Annotated in this window: 20 protein-coding genes; 8 read left to right on the top strand and 12 right to left on the bottom strand. The window is 43.7% G+C overall.

The features are described 5' to 3' along the window. Positions 1-87: 87 nt before the first annotated feature. Positions 88-651 (top strand): DUF2777 family protein, encoded by a 564-nt coding sequence (locus tag ACQKFO_RS17710; protein WP_427600173.1) that lies wholly within the window; start codon positions 88-90, stop codon positions 649-651. 83 nt (positions 652-734) lie between these two features. On the opposite strand, the gene ACQKFO_RS17705 is transcribed toward ACQKFO_RS17710, so the two are convergent. The 3 genes from ACQKFO_RS17705 to ACQKFO_RS17695 form a co-directional block, all read right to left on the bottom strand. After that, the gene (locus ACQKFO_RS17705; RefSeq protein WP_044337728.1) at positions 735-1106 is read right to left on the bottom strand and encodes a YisL family protein; all 372 of its coding nucleotides are present in this window, start codon (positions 1104-1106) and stop codon (positions 735-737) included. Positions 1107-1178: 72 nt separating this feature from the next. After that, complete coding sequence (locus ACQKFO_RS17700) at positions 1179-2048, bottom strand: fumarylacetoacetate hydrolase family protein (RefSeq protein ID WP_427600172.1); 870 nt, start codon at positions 2046-2048, stop codon at positions 1179-1181. 49 nt (positions 2049-2097) lie between these two features. Next, positions 2098-3270 carry a DUF418 domain-containing protein gene (locus ACQKFO_RS17695; protein ID WP_427600171.1) on the bottom strand — a complete coding sequence of 391 codons (1173 nt, stop codon included), beginning with the start codon at positions 3268-3270 and terminating at the stop codon, positions 2098-2100. Between the two features lie 130 nt (positions 3271-3400). Here ACQKFO_RS17695 and ACQKFO_RS17690 point away from each other — a divergent pair, with 130 nt between their 5' ends. The 6 genes from ACQKFO_RS17690 (at position 3401) to ACQKFO_RS17665 (ending at position 5406) form a co-directional block, all read left to right on the top strand. Next, the gene (locus tag ACQKFO_RS17690; protein ID WP_138777268.1) at positions 3401-3622 is read left to right on the top strand and encodes a spore germination protein; all 222 of its coding nucleotides are present in this window, start codon (positions 3401-3403) and stop codon (positions 3620-3622) included. A 13-nt stretch (positions 3623-3635) separates the two neighbouring features. Beyond that, complete coding sequence (locus ACQKFO_RS17685) at positions 3636-3863, top strand: spore germination protein GerPB (protein ID WP_427600170.1); 228 nt, start codon at positions 3636-3638, stop codon at positions 3861-3863. Positions 3864-3895: 32 nt separating this feature from the next. Continuing rightward, complete coding sequence (gene gerPC / locus ACQKFO_RS17680) at positions 3896-4525, top strand: spore germination protein GerPC (RefSeq protein WP_427600169.1); 630 nt, start codon at positions 3896-3898, stop codon at positions 4523-4525. Beyond that, complete coding sequence (locus tag ACQKFO_RS17675) at positions 4500-4679, top strand: spore gernimation protein GerPD (protein WP_148968420.1); 180 nt, start codon at positions 4500-4502, stop codon at positions 4677-4679. Before gerPC ends, ACQKFO_RS17675 begins: the two co-directional genes overlap by 26 nt. Positions 4680-4682: 3 nt before the next feature. Beyond that, positions 4683-5090, top strand: coding sequence for a spore germination protein GerPE (locus ACQKFO_RS17670; protein WP_427600168.1), 408 nt, complete (start codon positions 4683-4685; stop codon positions 5088-5090). A gap of 97 nt (positions 5091-5187) precedes the next feature. Then, a complete protein-coding gene (locus tag ACQKFO_RS17665; protein WP_044337736.1) occupies positions 5188-5406 on the top strand; it encodes a spore germination protein in 219 nt (72 codons plus the stop codon). Positions 5407-5447: 41 nt separating this feature from the next. Here ACQKFO_RS17665 and ACQKFO_RS17660 read toward each other — a convergent pair whose 3' ends face one another. The 3 genes from ACQKFO_RS17660 to addB form a co-directional block, all read right to left on the bottom strand. Continuing rightward, positions 5448-5750, bottom strand: coding sequence for an HNH endonuclease (locus tag ACQKFO_RS17660; RefSeq protein ID WP_427600167.1), 303 nt, complete (start codon positions 5748-5750; stop codon positions 5448-5450). A 96-nt stretch (positions 5751-5846) separates the two neighbouring features. After that, positions 5847-9608 (bottom strand): helicase-exonuclease AddAB subunit AddA, encoded by a 3762-nt coding sequence (gene addA, locus ACQKFO_RS17655; RefSeq protein ID WP_427600166.1) that lies wholly within the window; start codon positions 9606-9608, stop codon positions 5847-5849. After that, on the bottom strand, positions 9601-13086 hold the full coding sequence (gene addB, locus ACQKFO_RS17650; protein WP_427600165.1) for a helicase-exonuclease AddAB subunit AddB: 3486 nt from the start codon (positions 13084-13086) through the stop codon (positions 9601-9603). Before addB ends, addA begins: the two co-directional genes overlap by 8 nt. A gap of 161 nt (positions 13087-13247) precedes the next feature. Here addB and ACQKFO_RS17645 point away from each other — a divergent pair, with 161 nt between their 5' ends. After that, positions 13248-14405 carry an MFS transporter gene (locus ACQKFO_RS17645; RefSeq protein ID WP_427600164.1) on the top strand — a complete coding sequence of 386 codons (1158 nt, stop codon included), beginning with the start codon at positions 13248-13250 and terminating at the stop codon, positions 14403-14405. Positions 14406-14437: 32 nt separating this feature from the next. Here ACQKFO_RS17645 and ACQKFO_RS17640 read toward each other — a convergent pair whose 3' ends face one another. The 6 genes from ACQKFO_RS17640 to ACQKFO_RS17615 form a co-directional block, all read right to left on the bottom strand. Further along, positions 14438-14986, bottom strand: a complete 549-nt coding sequence (locus ACQKFO_RS17640; protein ID WP_427600163.1) for a GNAT family N-acetyltransferase — start codon at positions 14984-14986, stop codon at positions 14438-14440. Positions 14987-15036: 50 nt separating this feature from the next. Further along, positions 15037-16524, bottom strand: coding sequence for a class I adenylate-forming enzyme family protein (locus ACQKFO_RS17635; RefSeq protein ID WP_427600162.1), 1488 nt, complete (start codon positions 16522-16524; stop codon positions 15037-15039). Between the two features lie 122 nt (positions 16525-16646). After that, positions 16647-17741, bottom strand: a complete 1095-nt coding sequence (locus tag ACQKFO_RS17630) for an endonuclease (protein ID WP_427600302.1) — start codon at positions 17739-17741, stop codon at positions 16647-16649. Positions 17742-18054: 313 nt separating this feature from the next. Next, on the bottom strand, positions 18055-19233 hold the full coding sequence (locus ACQKFO_RS17625) for a thiolase family protein (RefSeq protein ID WP_427600161.1): 1179 nt from the start codon (positions 19231-19233) through the stop codon (positions 18055-18057). A 26-nt stretch (positions 19234-19259) separates the two neighbouring features. Next, entirely contained in the window at positions 19260-20003 is a 744-nt protein-coding gene (gene fabG, locus ACQKFO_RS17620; RefSeq protein WP_427600160.1) for a 3-oxoacyl-ACP reductase FabG, read from the bottom strand. Continuing rightward, positions 20000-20911 (bottom strand): alpha/beta fold hydrolase, encoded by a 912-nt coding sequence (locus ACQKFO_RS17615; RefSeq protein WP_427600159.1) that lies wholly within the window; start codon positions 20909-20911, stop codon positions 20000-20002. The genes fabG and ACQKFO_RS17615 overlap by 4 nt, the downstream gene beginning before the upstream one ends. Between the last annotated feature and the right edge of the window lie 10 nt (positions 20912-20921).

The following is a 20921-nucleotide window of genomic DNA, read 5'->3' as shown; positions in this document are numbered from 1 at the left end:
AGGAAATGGTTAATTGTCTCAATCAATTTTCACATGAATGAAATATGATAATTATGACAAGAAATGTAGTTAAGGAGGGATATTCACTTGAGCAACACATTTCGATCAAACATTTTAAAATCCCAAAAAAGGTCCTATTCCGAAGGCACTGCTCTTTTCGAAGATGATACGTGGTACTTTTTCGAAATTGATGCCGAGGAAGAGTCTGAGCTCGAATTTTACCTCAATCATGAATTGAAAGTATATAGAGATGGAGACTGGCTTGCAGGTATTTTGTTGGAAGATGGAATTATTGTCACACCGTATGAACGGTTAAGAATCGAGAATGGCGATCGAATTCAAATAAAGAAGAATATATTGTATTCGTTGGAGAATTTATTGGAAGAGATTTCTGATGATGCTTTTCATCAATTTACAACGGCCTTAAACAATCTGGGTTATTCTATTTATGATAGTATCTTTTGCCATAACCACCTGGTTTTCCTTGGAAATCAAAAGATCAAAGAAGGAGTCAACTTCATCACCTTCGATAACGGCGTAGAAGTATGTGCTGTCCAACATCACTTCACCTATTATAAAAAGAAGCGGGACCGCTTTGAATTCACTTTAAGTACAGGGAGACGAATTGTGATTGAAAGTTTTAATATTTAATCCATTCATAAACCCAAATAGAAAAAGCAAATGCCTGCCGGTATCCGACATGCATTTGCTTTTTTTCTATTACTTCTACTTCTCTATCCAAGGAAATTCAAGCCCAGAGGCAAACGTAATCCCAAATAAAGAACAATGATTAAAGCGATGATCAATTGAATCCAGAACATCTTCGTACTTTTGCCTTTATTCATGCGAACCAAGACCATCTCGAACATACCGATGACCCAGATCCCTACCAATCCTTTTATGCCATATAGGGCAGGATTAATTCCTTGATGCTTCCAGAATAATAGGGCACCCGTTAAAATAATGAGCAGGTAGAATAACCGTAAAATCATATGTACAACTTTCATGCCTTTTTTCTTTCCTGCATTATGTAAGCCAACCGCTACAAAGAAAAGAATAATCGCAATCACCCAAGTTGTAATATGGGCATGTGTATTATCAAACATAATGAACCTCCTACAGGTAGATAGTATACGTCCATAATATTACCATAGTCTTTACTCCAACAGAAATTTTAACTAGGCCTGTAACTGATTTGTCAAAATTCCGAGAGATTCAATTTCGATTTCCACTCTGTCACCCTTTTTCAGGAAAAGCGGAGGGTTGAAGCCTTTTCCAACTCCAGCAGGGGTCCCGGTAGCAATGATATCACCAGGCTCAAGGGTCATCCCCTTTGATAAAGTAGAAATGATGGTGGGGATGTTGAAGATCATTTCACTGGTGTTTGAAGACTGACGGATTTCACCATTCACCCTCGTCGTGATTTTCAGATTCTGAGGGTCGGCGACTTCCTCCCTCGTGACAAGATACGGACCGACCGGACATGTTGTATCAAGGCTCTTACCGATAAAAAATTGGCCATGCTTTTTCTGCAGATCCCTGGCGGTTATATCATTGAGTATCGTATATCCAAATACGTACTCCAAGGCTTCTTCCGGGGAAATCCCTTTTCCTCTTTTGCCAATCACGACAGCAAGCTCCCCTTCATAATCAAGCTGCTCCGTCATTTCACCATGATGCAGCACCGTTTCTTCATGACCGACTACGGTATTGGTGGCTTTAGTGAAGATCATGATGTCTTTCGGGATATCCCGCTCCCCACCCATTTCGATGGCATGATCACGATAATTTTTTCCTACACACATAATGTTCCTTTTCACTCTCGGAATCGGTGAAAGCCACTTTATCTCATCATGAGAATAAGTGCGGTGTTCTACCGAATCGTCCTGAAGAACTTTTTTCACCTTTTGAAAAAAGCCTTCCCCCTCTTCTATCCCATCAAGTAAATCCTTGGATAATCCGTCAATGCAGGATAATTCTATGATTCTTCCATTCCGTTCCACACCATACGTCTGTCTATCCCCAACCTGAAAGCTGACAAATTTCATCTCGTACTCATCCCTTTTCGTTTGATTAAGAAACTATAACTCTCCTTTTTTAACCACAGTGCTTTCTCCCATAGCTTAATACACGCCACAGTTTCTCAACAGGACCGTATCTAAACTTCGATAACCAAATCTCTGACAGTATGACTTGAATGACATAAACACCAACCGCCAGCAAAGTCCCCGTCGTTAACGTCACTTCTCCGTAAAGTCCAAATCCATACGAATAGAATATCAGGGTGCCGATGATCGATTGCATGAGGTAGTTCGTCAAGGACATTTTCCCTACTGAGGCTAAAGGCTTGCTCCCTTTCATGATTTTTTCATTCAACAATAATAATGAAAGGATTATTGCATAAGATACTGATAAGAACGGACCTCCCAAAAAGTCTTGAATATATGCATATGCAAAATTGGACTGTATGAAAAATGGCATTGATTTAATGAAAACCCCAATCGCCAAAGTACAGCTTCCTATCACAATCCATGCCTTCTTATAATCTCTTACCTTTTCCAAGAGTTGCAGTTTACTAGCCCCTGCCCCTATCATCATCATTGGCAGGATAGAAAGTAATAAGAATATGAGGTTGCCTGGTGAATTCACAGCATACCAGTCCTGAAAACGCTGCTCCATAATACTGCTGAAGCTTCCGGATGCATAAGCGGCAACAGAATCCTGCAGAGACTGGATATCAGTGAACTGCGTAACGCCAGTCGGATCTGCGAATGTCATTAATACCAGCAGAATACTGAAGAATAATTGAGGCAGCAGAAATAATAATCCTCCTAACCACAATAATCCCTTTCCAGAAAGCCTCATAAATACGAGCAGCAGCAGTCCGAATACGGCATAGTTAATCAGGATATCACCTGACCATATAAGGAAAGCATGGATGCAGCCGATCACTAATAAGATAAGAAGCCTTCTGATTCCAAATAAATAGAAAGACGTTCCTTTAACAGTGGCCCTTTGCTGCTGAATTCCCAACCCATATCCAAACATCATGGCGAATAGAGGATAGAAGCTGGCCTGGACCAATACGTCAATCCATGGATATAAGGCGACATCTTCAGGTGTTTTCCACCAGGAATACGGATCAAGATACAGAAATGGGGAATGAAAGGAAATCATATTGATGATAAAGATCCCTAGCAATGAAAAACCCCGGATCACATCAAGACTTACAATACGTTCTGAATGCTCAGTTGGCGATAACGTGTTCATATAAAGTTCCTCCGAAAAAGTATTCTCTGTTCTATTTTAACTCTAAATATGAAATTAGGCGATTATCACCTATTCATTTCTCTCACATAGAATAACAATAATTAACTTTGTCTTAAAGGTGTGAGTTGATATGCCCGCAATTGTAGGAATTGCCCAAGTCGTAAGCGTCGGTTCAAGTGCCGTCTTCCATATTGGAGATGTATTTAACATTAGCCCGATTTCCACAGCCAAGACTTTCGCAGGGGCAGGTTCGTTCATAACAGGAAAAGGGATTTCAGTCTACAATGAAAGTTCCTTGACCTATACCGTGGACGATGATGGAATGGACCAAGGAATAAACTTTAACCTATGAGTGTGATGTGAAAATGACGAATTATTATATTCAACAATCCATACAGATTCAATTTATTAAAATCGGGGGAATGTCCAATTCTTCCATCTTTCAGATCGGAACATGCGGTCAAATCACAACAAATGACTTTCTTTATAATACAGGGGGCTACACGGAGCCTGCTCCAGAGGCAGAAAAAAACGGAAACGGGAAACCGCCTCCCTCTATAACTCCCCTCGTTCCACTGCAATCGCCAAGGTAAACTAAATCGCGACAAATGAAAGAGGTGGCAGTATGAACAATTACTATATGACCCCACAACAACTTTATCAGTATATCGAGATGTTAAACACGAAAATTGTCGCGTTGGAAAATAAAGTGAATGAGCTGTCACAAGAGGTAATCACTCTAAGGGATGCTCCGAAAATCAATGTTGAAAGGATCGAATATAAATTTGATCAGCTTAAAGTAGAATCTCTTGATGGCACCTTAAATATTGGATTGAACCCAAATAACTTAAAAGAAACCATAGAGGATCTGGCCGTCGACCAAAATGTCGACGTCAAATCTATAAAGGACATCAAGCCTTATAAAGAAAGAATCACTGCTGAAATCAAGGCGTATATCGATTCAGAATTACCAAGTCTTATTCAGGATAATGAAATGCAATTCAAGCGGTCTCTGGATCCATCTTATTACGAAATGATTCAGCAGGATCTATTGAACCAGATGCCACAAAGAATCGATTTCTATTTACAGAACATCCCCTATATTGAATCTAAACAACAAGAAGGAGAATGGGAACGGAAAATCATCAGCAAAATCAAAAAGGATATCGAAACGGCCCTTTTCTCCTTTATGTCACAAATCCCAAATAATATGGAAGGAATGAAGAACAATGAACCTCCAGGTCATCAATCGTGAACTATCGGTTGGAAATATAGAAATTGCAGGGGTGGCGAGTTCTTCCCTCGTGCTTGTTGGAGATGCTGATATCATTCAATTGGCATCTGCATTCGATACCCCCCCTGAATCCCTGATCATCGGCCCATTTGTCCCTCTGACCCCTAAAGGATGATTGATGATGAAACGATATTCCATCGTAAACAAGCTTGATGGTATCACTCTGGCGTTTAGTTCGCTTTATCAAATTGGTGATTCCCAAAATATTTGCGCTCGCTCCATGGCTTATGCGGTGCAACGTGAGAAAGAATTTTTCCTGACGAGTGAGGGAAGCTTCGATTCAGACGTCTTTCAAAATCCGATTGACCTGCCTGCCATCAATCCAGACATTCGGGTAAGCCGCCTCAATCTTTGTCCCATCAAGGTCGACAATATGCATATCCGAGCGACATCCTCTTCCTCCATTATTCATGTAGGGAATACCTGCAATGTGTATATGGAAGCAAGGGTGAAAAATATACGGCAGTTGGAAAATAAGGAAGACGACACACCTCAAACATTTGAAACGATCGATGAACCAAATTGATGTGAGGTGTTCTTATGTATACAGGGATGACCGAAGAACCTTCCCCAGAAGTTCACATAGGCTAACATTATAGACAAATAAAAAGAGGATGTTGAATATGCCCGCTTTAGTAGGTCCTGTCGCTATTCTTAACGTTGGTGGAGGAAATGTTCAGTTTGGAGATACGGCCATTATCTCACCTAAGTCAGCTTCCAAGACTTTCGGTGGTGCCGGCGGCTTTAATACTGGACCATTTCAGTTAAGTTATAATGTCTTCAGTGTAAGTACCACATTTGATTGCAATGTCGTGGATCAACCAATCACTGGAAATAACTAAAAAACAAAAAGCCTTTTGCGGCTTTTTGTTTTTTTATTTCCTTATCGTTTATTTCTACGTTCGATACTTTTCTTTGTCTTCACCAATTTAGAAGAGGGCTGCTTTCGGATCCACTTAATGAACTTATGAATCTTTTCATCCCCCCTCAAGTTTTGGATAGTGTTCAATCTTACGCCCAATTCATCATTTGTATATAGGGAATGAATTTGCTTATGACACGGTATACATAGCTGTGCTGTGGGCAGGAAGGTTCCCCCCACCTCTTTAGGTGTCAGGTGATGAATCGTGGTTTCTACATTTTGCCGGGAACATAATTCACATGTACCAATCGTTTTTTTACTCATCTCATGCCCTTCCTGTATGTGTTTAATATAGATATTCCCTATTTTAATCACTTTAAAAAACCACTTTGAAGACAATTCCTTCAAAGTGGTTTTTCTTTATAGTTCCAACACATGTCCTCCATCGAAAAAGTAAAGATACTTTTCAGACACTGTTTCTTTCCAAATGGATTCCAATGCGCGTGTATATAATTCAATTTGTACCCTATACCGCTCTTCCAGTATCGGTCTTGCTTCTCTAAAACCATCCTTATATCGATCGTGGATGCCATCCGTCTTGTAATCCAACAGCACAATTCCGGATTCATCCCGGAATACACAGTCAATGACCCCTTGAACGAGGATCGTTTCTTCCGGGGCGCCCTCTCCTGTTTCCGATATTTCACTTAGAGGAACACTCATGCTGAATGGTATTTCCCTTTGGATATTCTCTGCCTGAACCAAACGCTTCCCAAGGTCGCTTTGGAAGAATCCAACGATGTTGTTTAACGAGATTGCTCTTTCCTGTTCTTCCGTCAGGATTTCTTTATGAACTAAAGTCGATAACAGCTCTTTTACATCTTCTTCTGCAGGTACACCATCCGCAAACGAAATATGCTGCATGACCGTATGCATGGCTGTTCCTCTTTCAGCAGGAGACAGCTCTTTGGACTGCATGAATTGTGGTCGGTTGTACACTGGCTTTTGATGGCGCCGGAGAATATCGATACTTGATGCTTCATCCCTTATTTCCACCATTCGCTTCAGCTCAGAAACCGATTGCTTGGAGCGAAGGTTTGTGGCACTCAGATGTGGATACTTCCACGACAATCGGTGCAAAACCTCTTCTTTATGAATGGATTCTATATCCACTTCCCCACCGGTCTTCACTTGTTCTTTCCAATTGTCTTCTTCACTCAATGACTCCTCTTCTTCTGCACCCAGCTCAGTCTTATGAATCGTCGTGATATGAAAGCAAGACGGATGCTTTAGAATCTCTTCATTGATTCCACTTCCTTCTAAGTCCGCATCTTCACCAAGCTCTCCACAATTGGGGTGTCGCATGAGGGACGGACCTATCCAATCAAGATAGGAACTGGCCCCGGCCCTGTCATAGTCAGATAACAACCATTCTTTCTGACCTAAAGCACCACGCCATTTCTTAAGGGACTTCTCTAAGCTTTTCACGGTTCCCACTAAGAATAGTTTCTCTTTTGCACGTGTTAATGCCACATAGAGCACCCGCATTTCCTCTGAGATGGACTCCATGCGCTTCTTTCGCTTAAATGCCAGCTGGGGAAGGGATGGATAACTGATTCGCTTCCCTGGGTCTGTATACTTTGTAGCAAAACCCAGATCTTTATCTAATAGATAGGAAGCGTTCAAATCCATAAGGTTGAATTGCTTCGACGTACCAGCTACAAAGACAACCGGGAACTCAAGCCCTTTACTGGAGTGAATCGTCATTAAGCGAACCACATCCTCCTGTTCACTGAGAGCTCTCGCTACCCCGAGGTCATCACCTCTTTCCCTCATCCGATCAATGAAACGAAGGAAGCGGAATAATCCTCTGAAAGACGTTGATTCGTATTGGCGGGCACGGTCGTATAGTGCCCGAAGGTTTGCCTGACGCTGTTTGCCGCCGGCCATTCCTCCGACATAATCATAGAATCGGGTGTCCCGGTACAATTGCCAAATCAGCTCCGTAACCGATCCTTGTCTAGCCTTCGTTCGCCAGTTTTGAAGGTGATACAGAAACACTTTAACCTTTTCAAACGTTTCTTCTTCACGTGAGTTACTTGGTTTTTCACTTGCAAATTTCTTCAAGGCTTCGTAATACGTTCCCGCTCTCGAATGAATCCTGATGCTTGCAAGACCCTGCTCGTCCAGCCCCACAACCGGTGAACGAAGAACCGATGCCAGGGGGATATCCTGATACGGATTGTCAATTACTTTCAGCAGTGAAAGCATAATCGCGATCTCGGTTGCTTCAAAATAGCCAGTAGACAGATTTGCATAAATCGGAATTCCTTGCCGTTTGAATTCTTCCATAATTTCTGCCGCCCAAGGCATGGAACGAAGCAAAATCACAATATCCTTGTACTTAATCGGGCGCTCGGTCTTCGATTTTGCATCATAGATCGGTGTTCGCTCTTCAATCATGGCCTTCACTTTACTCGCCATGTAGCGGGCTTCAAGTACGGATTTCTCAATATCACCCTCATCAAAAATGGACAATTCCTCTTCATCCCAACTAGCTTCCTCTGATTCCTGATTGATGATCGCTACTTCGATCGGATACTCTTTCTCCTCAGGGTAAGGAGCCCCCTTCACAAGCTCCGCTTCACGGTTATATTCCATCTCACCAACCGAGGACCCCATTATTTGCTTGAATAAAAAGTTGGTTCCCTCCAATACCTCTTTCCGGCTTCTGAAGTTTTGAGATAGATCGATCTTCCATCCTGCTTCTCCGCTTACGGGAAGAAAGCGGGTATACTTTCCTAAAAACAAATTCGGTTCTGCCAATCGGAAGCGATAGATGGATTGCTTTACATCTCCTACCATAAAACGGTTCCCTACTTCTTCACGTTCTTCAGTAATGAGAAGAAGAATCGATTCCTGAACCATATTCGTATCCTGATATTCATCGACCAGTACTTCTTTGAATTTCTTTTTATATTGCTTTGCAGCTTCTGAAGGAAGTAAAGCATCTGAAGCAGGGTCCCTTAAAATATCGAGACAAAAATGCTCTAAATCCGCAAAGTCAACGAGTCCCTTTTCTTCTTTCACTTGTCGGAAACGCTTGCCGAATTCCACCACCACTTCTGCCAGGGTGTGAATCACGGCTCTCATCTTCTTCATATCCTCAATGAATGATTCCGGTCTTCTAGAGAAAAAATCTTCCTGCAGTTTTTCTAACGTTTTCTTCCCTTGATCCCGAAGCTTTTTCGCTTCATCAACGATATCCTTGTTATAGTCATCCCCTCGACAAGCTTTTAACTTTGTAAAAGGTAAGGTTTGAATCGTTTCATACAAGGCATTCCATGATATGTGCAGGCTTTCTTCAAGGCTCTCGACAATCTCTATATCACATAGAAAGTTTTCAGCTCTTGGACCCGGACCTCCAGGAACCCGAGTCAGATCCAAAGCACGCTGAAACAAATTTTTCGCCCCATGAAGCTGTAAGCGAATATCTGTAAGGAGCGGCTGAATGATAGGAAGGTGATCGATTTCTACACCTTCTTGGATGTCATACATCTCTTCCAACCCTCTCAGCCATTCGTCCGGGTTTGGATGGGAACGTGAAAAGTCATATAGTTTACGGATCATATCCTGAAGAGCCCCGTCACTTCTATCATTGGTAAATGTATCTACCAGTGTAAAGAAATCATGATTATCTTCTTTTCCGTACTCCTCTTCAAACAGCTCATCAAGAACTTCATCACGCAGCAGATCCCCTTCTGTTTCATCGGCAATCCGAAAACCCGGGTCAATGTCGATAAGATAATAATATTTACGAATCACTTCAAGGCAAAAAGAGTGAAGAGTCGAAATGGAAGCCCGGTTCAGTAAGCTCAGCTGCTTCCTTAAATGATGGGAATGGGGATCCTCATCAATCGCCTTTTCCAATGCCTGCCCGATCCGATGTCTCATCTCAGCGGCCGATGCATTCGTAAAGGTTACTACCAATAGTTCATCTACATCCATTCTGTCTTCTTCAGAGAGGATTTTCTGAATGATCCTCTCTACAAGAACGGCAGTCTTTCCTGATCCTGCAGCAGCTGCTACCAGAATGTCCTGACCCTTTGCCCAAATCGCCTTCCACTGATCATCTGTCCATGTAACATGATCAGGCTTAGCCGGTATCGTACCTTTACTCATTGGACTCAACCTCCTCTCTCACTTTCCTTAATAGATCTTCTGGTTTTGCCGTTGGAAGCACCCTGTACTCGTTTTCTTCAAGTGATTGGTCGAATTGACAAACGGAACGGAACGAACAAAACTGACATGGTGTACGGTCCTTCAGTTTATAAGGAGTAATATTGGTCTCACCTGACACAATCCGGTTCCCTGACGCTTCATATAGCTTTCTCACATGCTGACGCATATAGTGAAAGTCTTCCGTTGAAGCTGCTTTTGAACGAGAGGATAATGATCCATCCTTCTTGATCCCGGCAGAGATGATATCTGAGTTCCCCGTATCTAGCGTTTGATCCATTAACCGAACGATGTCAGAGTCTCCCAGCACGAGTCCCTTCATCTTAAAACTCTTAAAGATTTCCTGTTCAATCTGATCCATCGTCAAGATTTTCTTACTATTGATCATAGGGTTATGAACGTGGAAATAGAGCACGCCTGCTGGCTTTGCTTCCTTCCCGACAAATTGTTTAGAGTTCATTAACACAATATCTAAATACGTCAGCATTTGAAGTGCCAATCCGTAGTACACTTCCGTCATATCCAGATCTCTCGCACTCGATTTGTAATCAACGATCCTTAGGTAAACTCCACTTGCATCCTCTGCTTTGTCCACCCGGTCGATCCTTCCTTGAAGCTCCATTTTCGTTCCATTTCTCAGCTGAAACTGGAACGGCGGCAGGGTCGCATGAGGTCCAAACCCAAGCTCCACCCCTACAGGAACAAATCCGCTTGCCTTCGCATGCTCACTGAGAATGAGGCTTGCACGGCTTATGATTTGCTCAAGCTTCTGAGCGATATAATAATGACGGTTTGAGCTTAACAGAATCTGGTGCTGAAGCTTCGGTGCGAGCATCAAAACTGCTTCTTTAGCAAGCTTGAGACACTGGGCTTTTGATAAGGATGCCCAGGTCAGACCATGACGCTCCACTTCTTCTGATATCCATTTAAGAGCGGAATGGAACATCTCACCGATATCCGGTGCCTCCAGTTTAAAGAAATCCCGCTCCCTAAGCTTCAATCCATGACTGGCAAAATGAGAAAACGGACAACTATGGAACAGCTCCATTCGGGATACACTCGCTAAAATATGGTCACCATACAGATCCCTGCTCGTATCCTCAGAAAGCTGATTAGCCCTATTCTGATAGAAGAGACTGGATAAAATATGCTGTGAGTGCCATTTCCAATCGTTTGACGTTGCATAAAAGTTATACACATCCCACCAGAAATCATAGATCGGATATTCACGCTTCTTTAACTGTAATTGCGACGTTAAATGAGAAATCGTCACATTGGGATGGCAAACATAGTGCAGCTGCTCTTCTTCAGAAAGCTCGGATGGTTCATTAATTAGTAGCTTCGTATTTGCATCCGGGAACATTTCATTCAGCCTCTTGATGAAAGAGGATGGCAATAACGCTTTTCCTTCTTCATTGGCAATCGGATAGCTGATGAATAAACGTTCACTCGGGGTCGTAAAGGCTTTATACGCTACAAATTCCTCGTCCAACAGCTTCGTCCTGTTACTGGGTGCTATCTTGAAGCCCCTATTGATCAACGATTCGCGGTCTTCATCTGACAGGACTCCGTCTTCATTCATTTTCGCTGGAAGAACCCCATCATTCACTCCGATGATAAAGGCTGCTTTAATGTCACCGAGCCTTGATTTCTCAAGATCTGCAATAATGACCTGATCAATGGCAGGGGGAACTAACGAGAACTGCATCGTTTCCATACCTGCATCGAGGATCGACGAGAATTTCTTCATCGTCGTTTCCTCATCACCAAGCATTTCTACATATTGATCAAGCAAGTCCATTACAGCTGACCACGCTTGGTCATGCTCTCTTGCCGCAATCAAGTCGCCTTTTTCTTCTGCTTCAATACGCATACGTTCAAGCTTAGCCGGAATGTCCAACTCTTCCAGATACAGATAGAGAGTTTCACAGAATTCCCGTCCCGTGGATTGCTTTTTCAATCGCTTTCCGAGACGGATGATAGGAGCAGAAATAAATAAACGAAGCTCATTGATCTCATGCTCGAGTTCCTTTTCACGGTCGGTTTGCGGTGCGTCCACATGCTCAAGGCCACGGAAGCGACGGTATTTCCAGCGATCTTTTTTCGTCCAGCGATCTCCTTTTATCCCGTAAGCCAACACATAGTTCTCCAAACGGTCCATTTTTTCACGCAAATCGGTTGGATTTTTTTGATAAGGAAACAACAGGTCTGTTTTCACCGCCCGGAATACAGGCTCATATCTCCAGTTCGTGTTCATGATCTCCAGAGTCGAGCGGATCAACTCAATTAATGGGTGATTTAACATCGTCCGCTTCTGATCAAGGAAAAATGGAATACTATAATCTTGAAAAATCGTTTCCACCTTATCTCGGTAGTCCTGGCTGTTTCGAACCAGCACCGCTATATCCTTGTAGCGATATCCCTTTTCCCGGGCAAGCTTCCTTATTTCCCTTGCTATCCCTTCGACCTCTGCACGGCGATTAGAGGCTTCCAGAAACTCGATGGATCCTTTTGCTTCTTCGCATGGAACAGTTGGCCGTTCATCAAAATGACTTTCGAGATGCAGCATCGTGTCATTATGATAGCGAATCCGCTTTACTAACACCTCTTCTTCTATGTACTTCCCCGCAGCACAGCTTATATCCTGAAGAGTATGGTATGTTTCGTTCGTCATCCGATATAGGCTCAACTCGTTCATCGCGCCCATTTGCTGCTCCGGATCGGTTGTCAGTGCGACCGTCACTGCCTTACTATGCTGAATGAGTTGATCGATTATTTGATATTCCTGTGGCGTGAAGCTATGAAAGCCGTCTATGTAAATCTCTGCATCTCTAAGAAGCTCAGAGTTTTTCACATTATCAGCCAACAGCTGAAAGTAGTCTTCTGAATCAATATATTTACCCAGGAGCTTTTCCTCGAATTTCTCATAAATCAGTTCAAGGTCATGAAGCTTATCCTTCAACACCTTAGAATCGCGCTCATCTTCCCCTCCAAGTTGTCCGAGATCCTTAGGCGAAATACAATAACGCTTGAATTCCGTCAACATGGATTCTACATGTTGAATGAATCCCGGCTTATCCGCGGCCTTCGAGAAAATATGGAGGCGATCTTTATTTTCGTCGATAATCTTCCTGATCATCATATTTAAGCCGACATCGGATAGATGGTAGCGGCTCATTCCCCCCGTTTCCTGCAGAATCTTCCACGCGAGCCGGGTGAAACTGAACACTTGTCCACGAATCATCCCATTTAATCCGGGTGTGTTGACAAGATCGTATTCCGATATAAATGACATCTGATCCGGTACGATATAGATGATGGGATCCCCATTCGGCTCTTCCAATAAGCTCTGCTTCATCTCATCTAATATGCGATGGGTCTTCCCCGTACCAGAGCGCCCGAGAATAAAACGTACAGCCATCCTCTCACTCCCTTTCTTATACTAATCTATTGTAACCATGAGGCAGTTTGAATTTTTGTATAGGTTCATTATAGTACACAGGAACAAATCTTTCCCGTCTCAATCTTTATTGAAAATATTTGGAACACCTGCATACAGTAAAAAGAGGCAGGTGATGGCTCATGAATCAATATTTTATCAGAATCGCTTCTGTTCTTGTTGTGATGGCAATTATGGTAGCCTGTAATATTTACACGTTCATTCCCATTTACGGGAATATCGCTTCCTCCCTCTCCATTGCACAAAGTGAAGTCGTTATGGCAGGAAGCTCATTTATCTTTTTCTACGCCTGTGGACTTCTAACCTTTGCCAATGGCGCAGATCGTTTCGGAAAAAAAGAGATTCTCGTTTGGGGAATGCTCGCCTCTGCTGTTTCAACAGGCTTGGTGGGAATTGCAGGTGATTTCTGGAGTTTATTCTTCACCCGGGGAATTCAAGGGTTTTGTTTGGGGAGTTTTGCCCCTGTCGCCTTTGCTTATACGTATGATTTGTTTTCTGGAAGAAAGAGAACGCTGCTTCTCGCTTTTATCAATTCCGGTTTTCTGTTCGCAGGCATACTCGGTCAATTGCTCAGTGAAGGAATCACCCGCTACAGCAACTGGACGATAGTATTCTTCTTTTTCGCAGTGGTATACGCCTCTTTATTTTTAATAGGAAAACAAACTCTGCCCGCTACATCCATTCGAGCCGTTTCCGTCAAACACCAGGTCAACACGATCTATAAACTCCTTTTGAGAAAGGAACTCCTTTACTGCTACGGCATCGTGTTCACCCTTCTCGCATCCTTTGTTGCATATTATGACAGCTTAACCCGGTACCTGTCCGGTAATTCCGATCTACTCTTCCTCATCAGGACAGTCGGATTGATCGGCGTCGGATTATCGCTCTTTACCGGTCGCCTTCTTGAAGCCATTGGAGTCTATAAAACTCTTTTTATCGGTGTAACCATCTCCATTATAAGTGTATCCATCGCTTTCATTTATGTGCACATGAGCGAACCCTTTATCATCGTTTTTTCTTCTGTCCTATTTGTATCAGGCATTTCATTGTTGATTCCAACGGTGATTACCCTTATGGGAGAAATGAGCGGTGAAGACCGAAGCCAGGCTCTCAGTCTATACTCCTTTATTTTATTAGGAGGAACCAGCTTAGCCCCTTTAGTGATCATGCAGCTTACTTACGTTCAATCGTTGTTTCTGTTACTTGGCTGCTTTTTCTTTCATGGCTTTATGGGAGGCTTGTTGTATGTTGAGCGGAGGAGATGGAAGCCGGGGGAATAGATGCCTTCCTCATCAAAAAAAGAAGGATAGCCTCATCCTTCTTTCCCACTATCCCTCCATTCATCTGCTAATATCCCGTATAAGTTCATGTCATACCGATCTCCGTCTCTTTGTAAAAATTGACGGTAGCTTCCTTCTTTCGTAAATCCGAGTGATTCATATAAACGAATGGCCCTCTCATTATATGAAAATACCGTTAATTGAAGGCGGTGTAGATTCAACTCATGAAATGCGTACGCCAACAAACATTTCATGGCTTCCTTCCCATAACCATTGCCCCGGGTCTGTTCGTCTCCAATTGAAATGGAGACCCATCCGACACGATGCGTCCATAGGATCCCGTCCAATTCGACAAATCCTATGATTTTCCCATCATTTTTTAGGCGTATGGCAAATCGAAAAGCATTGTCTTCAGGAGCCACCATCCATTTTTTTATCTCTTCCTCTGATTTTGGTTTATGGGGGAGAGCATCGAATAATCTCTGAAGCTCTTCATTTGAATTCCATTCTTGTATGGCCGCAAGATCTCCATCCTGAAATCCTGAAAGATGAATTCTTGTACCTGTTAATAACCGTTTCATTCTTACTTCACCTCGACGTATGTATTTCGAGGTTCACCCCTTCATTTCCTTTATTGCCCTTGTAGAAGTTTCGCAAGCGCTTTCTTATTGACTTTCCCTACATCGGTCTTCGGAATTTCCGAAATGAAATGATAATCCTTAGGAATCTTAAACTTACCAAACCTCTGTAAGCAATACCTTCTCACATCCTCCGCCGACATACTTGCACCGATTCGAATCGAGATGAAGGCCGTGACCACCTCTCCCCACTTTTCATGAGGCAGTCCAATGACCGCACACTCAAGTATAGCAGGATGCTCGCATAACCAATGCTCGATCTCTTGAGGATAAATATTTTCTCCTCCGGAAATGATCATGTCTTTTTTCCTCCCGACAATATAGTAATCTTCATCCTCATCATACTTCGCCAGGTCCCCGGTATGTAACCACCCGTCTTTGAAAACTTCTTCCGTCTGTTCTGGATTCTTCCAGTACTCCTTAAATAAATGGTCTCCTCCTAACAACAACTCTCCCACTTCTCCCTGACCGACAGGATTTCCGGCCTCATCAATCACCTTTACCCGATTCAACATCATCGCTTTACCCACCGAACCTTTTTTCATCCGGGAAGGATCGATATAAAAATTATTAGGTCCCGCTTCGGTTAAACCATATCCTTCTTTAAACGGAATGTTCTTTTCCTTAAAGAACTCATATACTTTTCCGGGGCACGGGGCTCCCCCTGAAAGAAACACCTTCATCGTTGGAAATGGAGTTTGTTTAAAATCCTCATTTTCCATAAGCAGGTGATACATCGTCGGGACAAGGAGAACGATGCTGCATCCGTATTCGTTCAGGACATGTATCGCTTCGTCGGGGTCAAACCTTTCTGCGATCACGACCTTTCCCCCCACCATCAATAGAGGGATCGACAAAGCATTAAGCCCTCCGGTGTGAAAGGTAGGCAAATACGTCAACGTGCAGTCCTCATCTGTCAAGTTCCAGCTCACCACTGTGTTCAGGGCATTAGCAGTGACCGATCGATGAGAAAGAACCACTCCCTTAGGACATCCCGTTGTCCCACCTGTGTAAATCATCACCCAAGGATCCGAGGCTGAGAGAGCAGCAGACTGAGTTATCCTCTGTTTTTGAGAGTAAACAATAGATGTGACTACATCAATACAGACTGGTTTGGCGTGGTTTGGAAGGTCCGTAATAAGAGATCGAAAGTCTTTATTATATAAAATCAAGCCGGGTGTACAATTCGCTATGATCGAACCAATCTCTGAAGCGGATAATCTCCAATTAAGAGGAACAAATACCGCCCCTAATTTTCCGCAAGCGAACATGAGCTCGAAACAGACCGGATGATTCGTGGAAATGCACACCACCCGGTCTCCTTTCGCTATTCCGTTGCCACACATATATTGAGCCCACTTAGATGCCCGTTCATCTAAAGTGCGGTAATCGATCGTTTCGTTGGTAGGAGCATTGATTAAAGCAACGTGATCAGGAGAGATCATTGATCGCATCTGCAACCAATCTGTGACTCTTTCCATATAAATCTCCTCCTTAGGATGGTTGCTTTTATGATAGATGGCGGGGGTTACAAATGAGTTACAATAAAGTAACCAACCTTCCAAATAAAAAAAGAGCCTGGAAGATTCCAGGCCCGGTCTGCTTACCAGATCATTTCCGCCCACTCAGGGTGGTCAATGAATGGATTGCGGTTTCCTTGATATTGCTCAAAGATTATATCGTTGCGCCTAATTTCCCTGGCATCCACAGGGTCCTGTTCATTCCATTGAAGAAGAACGGACATTTTCCCGTGATAAGGGGCACTTCCATTGTTGACGTTATTATTGATCTCTAAATCCAGTTCCCCGCTGTCCCCTTCATAGCGGACTGCCATGTAGAAAATCATACGGGCGACATCCCCTTTCACTTCATCCCGTGGCTCCCAGGAGTCCCCGTCATAATAGTTACCGGGTGCTTCACTATGCTGAGTCCCGCCATTATCAAAATCAAGATTGCTTCTTGTAGAATTGACCGTTACATCTGTAGGTCTCAAGTGATGAAGATCCGTCCCTGGTCCTTGAGCCGTCCCAAAGTCCCCGTGGGATTTCGCCCAGACGTGTTCCCGGTTCCAGTCGTTGACTCCACCGCCGTTTGTCGTTTTGGATTGGGAACGGCCAGAGTATAGAAGGATCACGTTATTCGGGTTGTTCGGATCTTCGTCTGTATTTCGAAGTGCCACCCATACATCGCTGTAGGAAAGAGTTTGATGATCATCTATGATGTTATGTAGCGCTGTCTTTAATGAAGATCCCGTTTTCCCTTCAGCCGTGTCGTAATATTCCTCATAGGATGGTGGCTCGTTAGGGTCGGTTGGAGGATCAGTAGGATCAGTCCCGCCATCTTCCACTGATTCAAATGCTGACGTAGACTTCACTCCCGGATGAGAGAAATAGGCCGTTAAACTGCCCGTCACTTTGATTTTTTCACCCATTAGATCCGGGTTACTTTGCAATCCAAAGTTTGAACGGTAAGAAGATGGAATTTGTACATAGACCATCTCATCCGTATTGGATTCAGTCGGGGAATCCGCCAACGCAAGTGCGTAATCGTTTGGAAAGTTACTCGTGACAACGGATGACGTAGAGGTTGGCTGCCCGACCACATACCCTTCCACTGACTGAGTGGAACCATCTTGATTGGATAATGCCTGTTCAACAGTGAATGGCGAACTCCACGTCCCATTTCCCGCTGCACTCATTTGACTTGGAGATACTTGACCACACGCAATCATAAAAATAATTAAAATTGAAAAAATGCTGATGAACTTTTTGTTTACAACCTTCAAATTATTCCGCCTCCTCTAAATATGACTATACATTCAGCGTACATTACATATTGTCAAAATAGGGTAAATTTTGTGTGAACGCGTGAAAATGAGTCTATTATCATAGAGTTGCAAGTGGTGTTACGGGGGGAGAGACGTTCTCTCCGTAATGGGTGCGGGTCTCCCTCCCACACTAAAAATCCCACAAAAAAAGCACTAGCCCTTCCAGAGCCAGTACTTCCTCTTCTTAGATCCCTTCAACCAATACCGAAGCGCCCATGCCACCGCCTACGCATAATGATGCAATTCCTTTTCTCAATTCACGACGCTTCAATTCATGCAGTAAAGACACAACAAGGCGTGCACCGGTGCAGCCGACTGGGTGGCCGATACTGATTCCGCTGCCATTGACATTCACTTTCTCACGATCTAGTCCTAGTTCTTTTTCAACGGCTAAATACTGTGCTGCGAAGGCTTCGTTGATTTCAAATAGATCAATATCATCCAAAGACCAATTTTCAGTCGTATGTAAACCTTTTTGAATAGCGGGTACGGGACCTATGCCCATCACTTTTGGATCGACGCCGGCTACGGAATATCCAACGATTCTTCCTAAAGGCTGAAGTCCTCTTCGTTCAGCTTCTTCTTCACTCATGAGAATCAGTGCAGCCCCTCCATCATTGAGGCTTGAAGAATTCCCGGCAGTCACCGTGCCACCTTCCCGGAATGCCGGCTTTAATTTCTGCAGCTTCTCTACCTTCAACCCAGCTCGTGGACTTTCATCTTTATCAATGACCTTTTCTCCTTTTCGTTCCTTCACGGTAAGAGGAACGATTTGAGAATCGAAGTACCCTTTTTCTATTGCACCCACCGCTCGCTCATGACTTAACACTGCATACTCATCCTGCTCTTCACGGGTAATCGAGTGAATTTCCGCCAGGTTCTCCGCTGTTTCCCCCATCATCATGCCGTGAATTGGATCTTCAAGGACCTCCCAAACCGAATCTCGAATTTCTCCATGTTGCAGTCTTTGCCCGAATCGGTGCTGCTTCAAAATATATGGACTGGAGCTCATCGCTTCAACCCCACCTGCAAGGACAATATCAGATAGCCCTGTTTGAATTTGCATGGCTGCTGAAATGATGGCCTGCATTCCACTGGCACACTGGCGCTGGATCGTAAAGCCAGTGGTCGTGTCATCAAACCCGGCCAGTAAGGCGGCTGTTCTTGCTGTATTTGGCTGATCGGTCCTTTGGATACAATGCCCGAGGATCACTTCATCAATATCACTTGGCGACAGCCCGCTTTCTCTCGCCGCTTCTTTCATAACGGGCACAATCAAATCCGTCGGGAGCAGATCCTTGAATACTCCCCCAAATGCTCCAACCGGAGTACGCAGAGCCGCTGTAATCACTACATTCCTCATTTTGTCACTTCCCTTTCCTGTCTAAATTACATCATGATGCCGCCATCTACATGGAGGACGGTTCCGTTCACATAGTCACTGTCATCAGATGCCAGATACAAATATGCTTTCGCGATATCATCCGGTTTCCCTAATCTTCCAAGGGGAATCATCGCCTTCATTTGATCGATGACTTTTTCCGGGACGGCTGCCACCATGCTAGTTTCGGTGAATCCTGGCGCGACTGCGTTCACGTTGATTCCTTTACGGCCTAATTCCTTCGCCCATGTTTTCGTCATTCCGACAACGGCTGCTTTTGTTGCGGCATAGTTGGTTTGACCGACATTTCCGTATACCCCGCTTACTGAAGATGTGTTGATGATTTTCCCTTTTCCATTTTCAATCAAATAGGGAAGAACCGCTTGGGTACAATTGAACACACCTGTTAAATTAACATCCAGCACCTTTTGAAAATCTTCCGGCGATAACTTATGAATCATGCCATCTCTTGTGATTCCGGCATTGTTAATTAAAATATCGATTTTCCCAAATTGTTCCCTTACCTCTTTTACAAAAGAATCAACGGAAGGGCGATCTGCTACATCCCCTTGAAAAAAGGTTGCTTTCCCCGTTCCCAGTTCATTCAGCTGTCGGGCTTTTTCTTCGCCGACCTCCTCGTTGAAGTCTACGAGGGCAACATGGCATCCTTCTTCCACAAATAGTTTCGCTGCGGCATATCCTATTCCGTTCGCAGCACCCGTAATCAGGGCGACTTTGCCTTCCAATCTCATGCTGGTTCCTCCTTCATCTGCAAAAATGATGTCATTGCGCGAAGCAATTGATCTACATCATCGATGAGCGGTGAATGCCCACTATTCTTTAATTCAACAAAAGTAGCGCTTTCTCCTATATCTTCGACAATTTCCTGTGTCATTTCTTTTGTGATGACATAATCCCTGTCCCCTCTTAAAACAAGCACCGGTATCGAGATGGAGCCCGCTTGATCGGTACCTTCAACAAGACCATTGTAAACACCACTTATGTTAAATGTATTCAATGCCTGATAGATATGAGCGAGGTTCCGCTGTGTTCTCATATCATCGATGTACTCTTCATAGCGTTCCTCTTCGGGTTGATTATGGGAATAAATCAGGGCATTCCAGAGGGAACGGAGAAAATCCCGATCATTCCCGTCATAGGCGGTTTGAACCGGTACGGTTTTCCCGCTGTCCATCATCACTTCTTCCATTGTACGAAGGCGATTTCCTATATCAGGTGTACCATCTGCTTTTGTACCGAAGAATGGGTAGCCTCTTGTAGAAGCTGATGCTAGTAATATAAGATTCTTACAAACTCCCGGATAATCAATGACAAATTGCATGGCGACTGCGCCTCCAGTCGACCATCCCGCCATTGAAAAGTCACTGAGGCCCAGCACATCCGCCCAATCCTTGATGTCATCGGACAAGTCTTTGATACTCGTAATTCCCCCATGGTAGCTGGATTCACCAAATCCTCTCATATCAACGGCATAAATTTTATAGCTTTCATCCATTCGATCCAGTACAACATCCCAATGTTTGGATGAAGTCATATTCCCATGGATGAGTACCAGTGGAATGTGTCCCCCGCTTCGTTCCCGGTAAGCAAGCGTCTCTCCATTTCCAAGCTCTACTTTTTTTAACTGAACCGTTATCACCTGCTTCTCC

It is taken from the genome of Rossellomorea sp. NPDC071047, from assembly GCF_050270195.1.
Lineage (GTDB): Bacteria > Bacillota > Bacilli > Bacillales > Bacillaceae_B > Rossellomorea.
The sequence above is the reverse complement of the archived record's forward strand: the minus strand, read 5'-3'. Positions and strand labels throughout refer to the sequence as shown.